The sequence below is a fragment of the Microbacterium sp. Soil_C_42 genome (genome assembly GCF_057656735.1).
In genome coordinates this window covers 89,834-100,866 of the sequence record NZ_JBDGJU010000001.1, presented here as the reverse complement: position 1 = coordinate 100,866, position 11,033 = coordinate 89,834, and the positions used below count along the sequence as shown (strand labels likewise).

The 11,033-nt window shown below is 71.6% G+C and carries 10 protein-coding genes; 7 read left to right on the top strand and 3 right to left on the bottom strand.

Annotated elements, in window-relative coordinates; genetic code table 11:
• Window positions 1–17: 17 nt before the first annotated feature.
• Genes AC3A46_RS00495 through AC3A46_RS00480 form a run of 4 tightly spaced genes read left to right on the top strand, consistent with a single transcriptional unit; the run spans window position 18 to window position 3,558 of the window.
• Window positions 18–500: an FMN-binding protein gene (locus AC3A46_RS00495; RefSeq protein ID WP_487663295.1), complete on the top strand. Its 483-nt coding sequence runs from the start codon at window positions 18–20 to the stop codon at window positions 498–500.
• 3 nt (window positions 501–503) lie between these two features.
• Complete coding sequence (locus AC3A46_RS00490; RefSeq protein WP_487663294.1) at window positions 504–1,439, top strand: FAD:protein FMN transferase; 936 nt, start codon at window positions 504–506, stop codon at window positions 1,437–1,439.
• The gene (locus AC3A46_RS00485) at window positions 1,436–1,990 is read left to right on the top strand and encodes an MOSC domain-containing protein (RefSeq protein WP_487663293.1); all 555 of its coding nucleotides are present in this window, start codon (window positions 1,436–1,438) and stop codon (window positions 1,988–1,990) included. The genes AC3A46_RS00490 and AC3A46_RS00485 overlap by 4 nt, the downstream gene beginning before the upstream one ends.
• Before the next feature lie 5 nt (window positions 1,991–1,995).
• On the top strand, window positions 1,996–3,558 hold the full coding sequence (locus AC3A46_RS00480) for an FAD-dependent oxidoreductase (RefSeq protein ID WP_487663292.1): 1,563 nt from the start codon (window positions 1,996–1,998) through the stop codon (window positions 3,556–3,558).
• A gap of 108 nt (window positions 3,559–3,666) precedes the next feature.
• Here AC3A46_RS00480 and AC3A46_RS00475 read toward each other — a convergent pair whose 3' ends face one another.
• Together AC3A46_RS00475 and AC3A46_RS00470 are read right to left on the bottom strand one after the other, a co-directional pair.
• Window positions 3,667–5,250: a sensor histidine kinase gene (locus tag AC3A46_RS00475; protein ID WP_487663291.1), complete on the bottom strand. Its 1,584-nt coding sequence runs from the start codon at window positions 5,248–5,250 to the stop codon at window positions 3,667–3,669.
• Window positions 5,247–5,975 carry a response regulator transcription factor gene (locus AC3A46_RS00470; protein WP_487663290.1) on the bottom strand — a complete coding sequence of 243 codons (729 nt, stop codon included), beginning with the start codon at window positions 5,973–5,975 and terminating at the stop codon, window positions 5,247–5,249. Before AC3A46_RS00470 ends, AC3A46_RS00475 begins: the two co-directional genes overlap by 4 nt.
• Before the next feature lie 243 nt (window positions 5,976–6,218).
• Between AC3A46_RS00470 and AC3A46_RS00465 the strand changes: the two genes are divergently transcribed.
• Window positions 6,219–7,697, top strand: coding sequence for an ABC transporter permease (locus tag AC3A46_RS00465; RefSeq protein ID WP_487663289.1), 1,479 nt, complete (start codon window positions 6,219–6,221; stop codon window positions 7,695–7,697).
• Window positions 7,698–7,762: 65 nt separating this feature from the next.
• The gene (locus AC3A46_RS00460) at window positions 7,763–8,488 is read left to right on the top strand and encodes an ABC transporter ATP-binding protein (RefSeq protein WP_487663493.1); all 726 of its coding nucleotides are present in this window, start codon (window positions 7,763–7,765) and stop codon (window positions 8,486–8,488) included.
• 18 nt (window positions 8,489–8,506) lie between these two features.
• Here AC3A46_RS00460 and AC3A46_RS00455 read toward each other — a convergent pair whose 3' ends face one another.
• The gene (locus AC3A46_RS00455) at window positions 8,507–9,496 is read right to left on the bottom strand and encodes an SDR family oxidoreductase (protein WP_487663288.1); all 990 of its coding nucleotides are present in this window, start codon (window positions 9,494–9,496) and stop codon (window positions 8,507–8,509) included.
• A 100-nt stretch (window positions 9,497–9,596) separates the two neighbouring features.
• On the opposite strand from AC3A46_RS00455, the gene AC3A46_RS00450 reads away from it, so the two are divergent.
• Window positions 9,597–10,940 (top strand): FAD-binding oxidoreductase, encoded by a 1,344-nt coding sequence (locus AC3A46_RS00450; RefSeq protein WP_487663287.1) that lies wholly within the window; start codon window positions 9,597–9,599, stop codon window positions 10,938–10,940.
• Window positions 10,941–11,033: the final 93 nt, after the last annotated feature.

Here is an 11,033-nt window from a genome sequence, read left to right as displayed (position 1 = left end):
GAGCCAGGAGGACCGTCATGATCCGCACCGCACTCGCTTCCCGCCCCGTCCGCGCCGGCGCGGCCCTCACCGCCGTCACCGGCATCGCCCTGCTCTCGGGCTGCGCGGCGACGGCCTCCGAGGCCGAAGAGCCCACCACGCCCGACACCGGCTCGTCCTCGTCGACCGACACGGGCACGACCGGGTCCGACACCGGCTCCGGCTCGTACGCCGACGGAACGTACACGGCGGACGGCTCGTACGCGACGCCCGAGTCGGTCGAGACGATCAGCGTCACCGTGACCCTCGAGAACGACGTCATCACCGCCGTCGAGGTGACCGGCGACCCGCAGAAGCGCGAGTCGGAGCAGTACCAGGGCCAGTTCATCGGCGGCATCGCCGACGTGGTGGTCGGGCAGGACATCGACGACATCCAGGTCAGCCGCGTCGCCGGGTCGTCGCTCACCAGCAAGGGCTTCAACGAGGCCATCGAGGCGATCAAGTCCGAAGCGGCGAGCTAGCCCATGAGCACCGTGCCGGCGTCGTGGCGGTTCGACGCCATCGGCACGACATGGGAGATCGTCGCCGAGCGTCCGCTGCCCGCGGCGGTGCGCGACGAGGTGACCGCGCGGATCGATGCGTTCGACCGCGTGTGGTCGCGGTTCCGCGAGGACTCCGACGTCAGCGCGCTCGCCGGTGGCGCGGGTTCCCTTCCTTCGCCGGAGGACGCCGCCCCCATGCTCGATGCCCTCGCCGCCGTGTCGGATGCGACCGGGGGAGCCGTGAATCCGCTCGTCGGGGGCTCCCTGGACGCGCTCGGCTATGACGCGCACTACTCGCTCCACGACGCCGCACCTGTGGCTGCGCCGCTGGACTGGCGCGAGCGACTCACCTGGCGTGACGGCCGACTCGCCCTCACCGAGCCCGCGACCGTCGATGTCGGCGCCCTGGGCAAGGGGCGCCTCGTCGACCTCGTGCTCGACGTCCTGGTGCGCACCGAGTCCGGAGACCTCACCGTCGACGCCGGCGGCGATCTCGCTGTGCGGGGGCGTCCGCAGCGCATCGGGCTGGAGCATCCGTTCGATCCGCGTCGCGCGATCGGCGTGTGGGAGGTGACGGATGCCGCGCTCTGCGCGTCCGCGATCAACCGGCGCGCGTGGCCGTCGACGACGGGCACGACCCTGCACCACGTGCTCGATGCGCGCACCGGCCAGCCGGTGCGGACCTACGCGGCGACCTGGGCGGTGGCGGCCGACGCGATGACGGCCGACGCGGTCGCGACCGCGCTGTTCTTCGACGGCGGCCCGCGCCTCGCGCTCGAGTGGGGCGCGCAGTGGGTGCGCATGAGCACCGACGGCCGCGTCGAGTGGTCGCCCGGCTGCCGGGCCGACCTGTTCGTGCGAGCAGACGCCGGATCAGGGACCGCGCCGGTTTCGCGACCGAATAGCCTTGAGTGGTGACCGAGTCTTCCTCCGGACACGTCGTCGCGGTCTCCCGCGACGACGCGCATCGCTTCAGCAAACCCGTGCGCGAGAGCATCACCCTGCTCGCCGGGATCGGCGTCGAGGGCGACGCCCACGCCGGCGGGACCGTGCAGCACCTCTCGCGCATCGCGCGCGACCGCACGACGCCCAACCTCCGCCAGGTGCACCTCATCCACGCCGAGCTGTTCGATCTCGTGGCGGCGCGGGGCCACGAGGTGACGCCCGGCGCACTGGGGGAGAACATCACGACCGCGGGCATCGACCTGCTGGGTCTGTCGCGCGGCACGCGGCTCGAGCTCGGCGAGGACGCGGTGATCGAGGTCACCGGCCTTCGCAACCCCTGCGCGCAGATCAACGGACTCTCGGAAGGGCTCATGAAAGAACTGGTCTCCGTCGACGACAGCGGTGCCACCGTGCGTCTCGCGGGCGTCATGTCGGTCGTGCTCGCAGGGGGCGTCGTGCGCCCGGGCGACAGCATCCGTGTCATCCCGCCCGCGGGTCGCTTCGAGCCCCTGCAGCCGGTGTGACGCGGATGGGATCGCTGACCGCTCTCTGGAACCGCATCTTCGCGGTGCTCGGCCGCATGTCGATGTACCGTCTCGTCTATCTCGCGCTCGCGGCGCTGGCCGTCGTCGCGCTGCTGCTGTCGTTCTTCGGTCTCGTCGGACCCGACCCCCTGCAGCTGATCGCGACACTCGCCGTGCTGTCGGCCGTGTGCGTGGGGGTGGATGCTGCGGCCCAGCGCGTGCTGAACCTCCCGTGGCGCCTCGAATCGTCGCTCATCACGGCGCATATCCTGCTGTTCGTGCTGCGGCCGACGTACGAGCTCGCAGGGCTTCTGGGCATCGCGATCGCCGCCGCCGTGGCGTCGCTGTCGAAGTACATCCTGGCCTGGCGCGGCCGCCACATCTTCAACCCCGCGGCGGTCGGCGCGACGGTGCTCACACTGCTGAGCCTGGCGTGGCCCGACCTCGGCGCGTCTTCGTGGTGGGTGGGCACGCCGGCGCTCGCAGCACCCGTGATCCTGCTGGGTCTCGCCGTGCTCGTGCGCACCGAGAAGGTGCGCGTCGTCGCGATCTTCCTCGTGATCGCGGTCGGGGTCGCGATCTTCCGCACCGCGGCGCAGTACCAGGCGGCCGGCTTGGACGTCGAGGTCCTCGACCTGCTGTGGCCGGTGCTGTGGTCGTCGCCGTTCCTGTTCCTCGGCGCGTTCATGCTGTCCGAGCCGCTGACGCTGCCACCGCGCCGCTGGCAGCAGTTCACCGTCGCGGCGGTCGTGGGCGTGCTCGCCGGATGGCCGATCGCGATCGGCGACATCACCCTCGGGCAGGAGCGCGCGCTCCTCGTCGGCAACCTGGTCGCCTTCGCGTTCGCCGTCCGCACCGCGGTGCGGCTCACGCTCGTCGCGCGCTCCGAACCGACTCCCACCGTGCAGGAGCTCACCTTCCGCGTGCACGACCGGCTCGCGTTCCTGCCGGGCCAGTACCTCGAGCTCGAGGTGCCGCACCGCCACCCCGATGCGCGCGGCACGCGCCGGGAGTTCAGCATCGCGTCGGCGCCCGCCGAGCTGCCCTTCGTGAAGGTCGCCTTCAAGGAGGGCAAGACCACGAAGCCGCTGAGCTCGTACAAGCAGGCGCTCGCGCAGGTGGAGCCGGGCGACGAGCTCGCGATCACCGGGGTCTGGGGCGACTTCCTGCTGCCCAAGCGCGACGCCGCGCCGATCCTGATGGTCGCCGCCGGCATCGGCGTGACGCCGTTCGTGTCGCAGCTCGGCCAGGAGACGGCGAAGGGCGTCGACCGTGACGTGGTCCTGGTCTACGTCGCGTCGGATTCCTCGGAGCTGGCCTACCGCGACGAGATCGAGGCATCCGGAGCCCGCGTCGTGGTGTTCACGCGCGACCGGCCCGCCGACCTCCCGGCCCACTGGGTGTGGGCCCAGGGGGTCCGCCTCGATGCCGAAGGCCTCGTGCGGATGGTGCCCGACATCTCCGCGCGCCACGCCTACATCTCCGGGCCCGCGGGTCTGATCGCCGAGCTCGCCCCCGCGCTCGAGAAGGCCCGCTCGATCACCACCGATGCCTTCAGCGGCTACTGACGCCGAGCCGCGGTGCGCGCCGGGTGCGGCGTGTCGTCTTCTGGCGACGGAGCGCTCTGCCGCTCGACGAGCGAGAAGAAACGGCCTGGACCGACGAACGACCTCGGCTCAGCCGTGCGCCACCGGGTCGGCGGGGCGGGCCGGCAGACGGACCTCGAAGGTCGTGTCGCCGGGCCTGCTCGCGACACGGATGCTGCCGCCATGCGCGTCCACGATCGCCCGGGCGATCGACAGGCCCAGGCCGGTGCCGCCGGTCTGACGGGCGCGGGAGCGGTCGGCGCGCGAGAAGCGTTCGAACAGCTCGTCCGTGAGGGACGGATCGATGCCCGGGCCGTCGTCGTGCACGCGGAGGATCGCCTCCGTGTCGTTGCGAGAGACGCTCACGGTGACCGTCGTGCCGGCCGGCGTGTGAGTGCGGGCGTTGGCGAGCAGGTTCGCGGCGACCTGGTGCAGGCGCCCGGTGTCGCCGGCGATCAGCACCGGGTCGTCGCCCACCTCCAGCACCCACTCGTGGTCGGGACCGGTCGGCGTGACGTCGCCCACGGCGTCGATCGCGAGCCGCGTCAGGTCGACCGTGCCGTAGACGAGTTCCTGACCCTCGTCGAGCCGCGCGAGCAGCAGCAGGTCCTCGACGAGCGAGGTCATGCGCAGCGACTGCGCCTGGATGCGCTCCAGCGACGCCTCGGTCGTCTCGAGAGCCGTGCTCTGGCCGCGGCTGAGCGCGGTGAGCGACAGCTCCGAGTAGCCGCGGATCGACGCCAGAGGCGTGCGCAGCTCGTGGCTGGCGTCGGCGACGAAGCTGCGCATGCGCTCCTCGTTGCGCTGGCGTGCGGTGAGCGACTCGTCGACGTGGTCGAGCAGGGTGTTGAGGGCGGCGCCCACGCGTCCGACCTCGGTGCGCGGATCGGACTCGCGCACGGGGACGCGTTCGGGGATCGAGACCTCGCCCTGGTCGAGCTGCAGCGCCGACACGCGTGCCGCGGTGTCGGCGACGGCGCGCAGGGGTGCGAGGCCTCGGCGGATCGTCCAGGCGGTCGCGACGGCGAGCAGCAGCAGGCCGCCCGCGGTGAGCAGGCCGATCGTGATCAGCATGCGCGTGAGGGTCTCGCTGACCCCGGCACGCGACAGGCCGACGATGACGACCGAGGGGCCCACCCGGACGCCCTCGATCCGGTAGGTGCCGAGATCGCCGATGGTCACGACGTACTGGCCGCGCTGACCCTCGAGGCTCTCGCTGATCTCGGCGATCTGGTCGTCGGAGAGGGCCACGACGTCGCCGTTCCCGTCGACCGCGGCCGCGGTCGGCTCGCCGAGGGGCGACTCCACCGCGAGGAAGTATCCCGGCTGCCGCGGCTGCTGCTCGAGGATCTCTTGCGCCGTGAGACCGTTGGCCAGGAGCGGTCGCATGTACTCGACGCTCTGCTGCTCGGCCTTCACCTGAGCGTTGAGCTGGTCCTCGAGCACCGAACCCAGGATCGCGCTCGTCGCCACCGCGACGAGCACCAGGATGAACGACGTGATGCCGACCACGGTGACGATCAGCTTGCGCTGCAGGGTCCACGGTGCTCGGCGGGGGAGAGCGTCTTCGGTGTGCTGCACGGGAGGAGTGGGTGCCTCGGCCCGCGCGCCCGCGCCGGTCGAGGCATCCGTCGTCCCCGTCGTCACGGGGGAGGGAGTCTTCTGATCCGTCACTGCGGCGCCTTGATCATGTAGCCGACCCCGCGCACGGTGTGGATGAGGGGGTCGAACCCCGCGTCGATCTTCTTGCGGAGGTACGAGATGTACAGCTCGACGACGCTCGAGCGGCCGCCGAAGTCGTAGTTCCAGACGCGATCGAGGATCTGCGCCTTCGAGACCACGCGGCGCTGGTTGCGCATGAGGTAGCGGAGCAGTTCGAACTCGGTCGCGGTCAGCTCGATCTCGGTGCCGCCGCGCTCGACCTCGTGGCTGTCCTCGTTGAGGGTGAGGTCGCCGACGCGGAGGATCGGCTCGGCGCCCGCGGCGTGCGCGGTGCCGGCGCGCCGCATGAGCCCGCGTAGCCGCGCCACGACCTCTTCGAGGCTGAAGGGCTTCGTGACGTAGTCGTCGCCGCCGGCGGTGAGCCCGGCGACGCGGTCGCTCACGGCGTCCTTCGCGGTGAGGAAGAGCACCGGCACATCGTCGCCGGCCTGCCGCAGCCGCTGCAGCACGGCCATGCCGTCGAGGTCCGGCATCATGATGTCGAGCACCATGGCGTCGGGCTCGAACTCTCGCGCGGACTGCAGTGCTTCGAAGCCCGAGCCCGCCGTGCGGACCTCCCAGCCCTCCATGCGCAGCGCCATCGACAGCAGATCGGTGAGCATCTGCTCGTCGTCGACCACGAGGACGCGGAGGTTCGAGCCGTCGGGACGCAGGAGGGCCGGAGCGGGGTTGGTCATGCGTCCATTGTGCGGGCCTTCCTATGCGATTCCTATGGAGCCCGCTATGCGCCGGCTGTGAAACCGCACTCGTCCGTGAGGCCCCAGTCGCGGGACGAGACGCCGGGGCTCACCCGAGGTCTCGTCCCGGCACTGTTCGTCTCACCGTTCATAAGGGGTGCATAGGTCGCGCTGAGGGCGCGCATCACGCCGCTCCGTAGCGTCACGTCGACGGCCGGCATTCCGCCTGCCAAGAGGAGACCCATGTACTTCACCTATCTGCGGCGGGAGCTGGCCGGCCGCAAGAAGCAGACGATCATCGTGGCCGCCGGCCTCGCGATCGCGATCGCTCTCGTGATGATCGTGAACTCGCTCGCCGCGGGCGTGAGCGCCGCGCAGGCGAAGGCGCTCGAGTCCGTGTACGGCGTCGGCACCGACCTCACCGTGACGGGTGCACAGGCGGAGCCGGGCCAGGGCGGTGCCCGGTTCGACTTCGGCGAGGACGGCGGGTCGACCGCCGACGACGGCACCACCGAGCTCAGCCAGTCGCGGCTCGTGACCGAGCCGATGCGCTCGACGCTCGACGCCTCGACCCTCGATACCGTGACGGGCATCGAGGGCGTGTCCGCGGCATCCGCAGCCCTCAGCCTCACCAACATGACGTTCTCCGGGGAGCTGCCGCAGCGTCCCGACGACTCGACGGACTCCGGCACGGGCACGCAGGGCCAGCCCCCGCAGCAGGGCGAGGGCGGGGGCGGCGGCTTCGGCGGCGGTTCGTTCGGCGTCGACTCGTTCACGGTGCTCGGCATCGACCCGTCGGCGGACGCCGTCGGCCCGCTGTCTGCCGTGGAGGTCTCCGACGGCCGTGGCCTCGAGTCGTCCGATGAGGGCACGTCCGTCGCCGTGCTCGACGCGACCTACGCCTCGACGGCGGACCTCGCCGTCGGCGGCACCATCGACGTGGGCGGTCAGGAGTTCGAGATCGTCGGAATCGTCGCCTCGACCTCGGACGAGGCCGACACCGCCTCCGACGTGTACATCCCGCTGGGCGTCGCACAGGAGCTCTCGGGCGCCGGCGACGTCGTCTCCACCGTCTACGTGCAGGCCGAATCATCGGACGCCATCGCCTCGGTGCAGGCGGCGCTCCAGGAGGAGCTGCCCGACGCCACCGTGAGCTCGCAGGCGGATCTCGCCTCGACCGTGTCGGGATCGCTCTCGAGCGCCTCCACCCTCATCACGAACCTCGGCACGTGGCTCTCGCTCATCGTGCTCGCCGTCGCGCTCGTGCTCGCCGTGCTCTTCACGATCTCGGGCGTCTCACGCCGCACGCGGGAGTTCGGCACGCTCAAGGCCATCGGCTGGTCGAACGGCCGCGTAGTCGGTCAGGTGGCGGGGGAGTCGGTCGTGCAGGGCGCGATCGGCGGCGTCATCGGCCTCATCATCGGCTTCGCCGGAATCATCGCCATCAACCTCATCTCGCCGACGATCTCGACGGCACCGGCGGCACAGAGCTTCGGCCCCGAAGGCGGTCAGAGCGGTGGCCCGATGGGCGGTGGCGGCGGTGCGTTCGGCGACGTCGTGCAGTCGGCGGGCACCGACATCGTGCTGTCGGCGCCGATCACCCTCTGGGTCGTCGTCGCGGCGGTCGGGATCGCGGTGCTCGGCGGCCTGGTCGCCGGCGCATTCGGCGGCTGGCGTGCAGCCCGGCTCAGCCCCGCCGAAGCCCTGCGATCGGTGGGCTGAGGCATCCGATGTCCGACACCATCCCCACCGCACCCGAACCCACCTCACCGACGGGAGAGCACGTCATGACCATGATCGACACCGAGCCGGCCGCCGCTGCGGATGCTTCGCCCCAGGCGCAGTACCGCCTCGAAGGCGTCACCCGCACCTACACGCAGAAGGGCCGCGTCGTGAAGGCCCTCGCCGGCGTCGACCTCACGATCGACGCGGGCGACTTCGTCACGATCCAGGGCCCGACCGGCGGTGGCAAGTCGACGCTGCTGCAGCTGCTCGGCGCGCTCGACCGTCCGACCACCGGCTCGGTGCACCTGGGCGAGATCGACATCGCGACGGCGAACAACCGAGAGCTCGGCCGCATCCGCGCGCACGAGATCGGCTTCGTGTTCCAGGGGTTCAACCTCATCCCCACCCTCACGGCGCACGAGAACGTCGACATGGCGCTCGAGCCGCTGGGGCTGTCGAAGGACGAGCGCACCGCGCGGGTCACCGAGGCGCTCACGCACGTCGGGCTCGCCGAGCGCGCCGACCACCGCCCCGGCGAGCTGTCGGGCGGTCAGCAGCAGCGGGTCGCGATCGCGCGGGCGATCGTCAAGCGACCGCGCGTGCTGCTCGCCGACGAGCCGACGGGCAACCTCGACGAGAGCATGCGCGACGAGATCCTCGCGGTGCTGCAGTCCCTCAACGACGAAGGGCTCACGCTCATCGTCGTGACGCACGACTCGGCGGTCGCGCGACGCGCCCGGCGCCGCCTGCGGCTCGACAAGGGCACGGTGCGCGACATCACGCGCTGATCAGGGCGTGGCCGGCTCTCAGTCGGCCGAACGCACGAAGGCCGCGATGCGATCGAAGAGCGCGTCGCGGCCTTCGTCGATCTGCTGCGCCTCGGGGTTCGCGTCGTAGTACGCGAGGATGCGTCGAGCCCCCTCGTCGAACGTGATCGTGGTGCGGAACTCGGGCACGAGCTGCTGCACCTTCGACACGTCGAAGACCATGGAGTGCGCCTTGTCGCCGATGAGGGTCGGCCCGAGCGCGGGCTCGAACGCGGCGATCGTGTCGGAGGCGACGTGCACGAGGTCGGGGGAGGCCACACCCGCCGCATCGGCCAGCCACCCGTAGATCTGGTTCCAGCTCGGCGCGTGCGTGCCGGTGATCGTGAACGCCTCGCCGATCGCGGCGGGATTGCCGAGCAGACCCGTGAACGCGACCGCGAAGTCGTCGCTGTGCGTGATGGTCCACAGGCTCGTGCCGTCGCCGTGCACGATGACCGGGCGCCCCTCGCGCATGCGCGCGATGTCGGTCCAGTGGCCGAGGGTCGGCAGCAGCCGCTCGTCGTAGGTGTGGGACGGGCGGATGATCGTCACGGGCAGACCGCGCTCGCGATGGGCGGCGACCAGCACGTCTTCGCACGCGATCTTGTCGCGCGAGTACTGCCAGTACGGGTTGCGCAGCGGCGTCGACTCGGTCACCGGCAGCCGGCGCGGCGGCTTCTCGTACGCGGAGGCGGAGCTGATGAACACGTACTGGCCGGTGCGCCCCTCGAACAGGTCGAGGTCGGTCGCGATGTGCGCGGGTGAGAACGCCAGGAACTCGGCGACCACGTCGAAACGACGATCGCCGATCGCGGCGCGCACGGCCGCGGCATCGCGGATGTCGGCCTCGATGAGCTCGACCGCCGGCGGGAGCGGCCGCCGGGCGCCGCCGCGGTTCAGCACCGCGACGTCGTGCCCGAGGGCGACGGAGCGGCGCACGCACGCCGCGCTGATGGTTCCGGTGCCGCCGATGTAGAGGATGCTCGTCACCTTGGCGAGCCTACGCCGGTCCGGCCACCCGCCGCGGCCGCGGAGAACTCGGCCGGGTGAACCCTGGTCGATGTCGGCGCCGACCTCTAGCCTGGCCGTCATGAGCAACGACGACCTCAGCGCCGGCGCCGTCGGCACCGTCATCCGTCCGGGCGATTCCGAATGGGAATCCGCCCGCCGCTTCCACTCGGGCATCGGCTCGCCCGCCGCCGTCATCCGCGCCGCCGCCGTCGACGACGTGCGCGGCGCCCTCCGCTACGCCACGGCGGAGCGGCTCGACATCATGATCCGCGGCGGCGGTCACAGCGCCTGGGGCGGGGTGCCCGGTGGCCTCACCCTCGACATCTCCGCGCTCGACGACATCGAGATCGACGGCACCCGCGTCCACGTCGGCGGCGGAGCGCAGTGGGGTGCGGTCGCACACGCGCTCGCCGAGCGCGGGCTGGGGATCAGTTCGGGCGACACCGCATCGGTCGGCGTCGGCGGCCTCACCCTCGGCGGCGGCATCGGCTGGATGGTGCGCGCGTGGGGCCTGGCTTCCGACCAGCTCGTGGGCGCTCAGCTCGTGACCGCTCGCGGCGAGGTGGTCGAGGCGACGGACGCCTCGCACCCCGAGCTGCTGTGGGCACTCCGCGGCGGCGGCGGCAACTTCGGTGTCGTCACGCGGTTCGACTTCGAGGCGCACCCCCTCGACGGAGTGGTGCACGCGGTCTACGGCATCGAGGGCGACGCCCGCCCGGTCATCCGCGTGCTGCGCGACCTGATGACCGATGCCCCGCGCGACCTCACCGTCACGTACATGGATGTGCCGGCGATGGACCCGAGTGCGCCCGCGGGTGCCTCCATCACCGCGGTGTGGATCGGCACCGACGAAGAGACCGCGCGCCGCGCGCTGGCGCCGCTCGCGGGCGCGCCCGGCGTGACCGAGCGCGAGTTCGGGGTGCAGGAGTATCCCGACGTGCTGCTCGAGGCCCCCGAGTTCGACCCCGAGCAGCCGATACCCGGCTTCGTCGGCGGCAACACCCTGCTGCCGGTGCTCGACGACGAGACGATCGAGGAGCTCGTGTCGTTCCGCGAGCAGCACCCCGCATCCGTCGCGTTCATGCGTTCGCTGGGCGGGGCGTACGGCGACGTCTCGCAGGACGACTCGGCGTTCCCCGCTCGCGACGCGACATGGTTCGCGATGGCCGGCGCGTTCGACGTGCCGGGCATGCTCGACGACGCGACCCGCGCGCAGGTCGTCGAGGAGTGGGATGCGATAGAGGCGAAGGGGGCCGGCGTGTACGGCAACTTCACCGTCTCGACCGACGCCACGTTCGCGGAGCGGATGTACCCGCCGGCGACCATGGCCCGGCTTGCCGCGGTCAAGCGCGAGTGGGATCCGGGCAACGTGTTCTGCCGCAACCACAACGTCAAGCCCGGCCCGAACGGCCAAACCGGCTGACCGGTCCGCCCACCCCGGTCGAACCGGCACGGGCTGAAACGCCGAGGGCGGATCCCCGCGTGGGGATCCGCCCTCGGACGTTCGCGCGAGGCG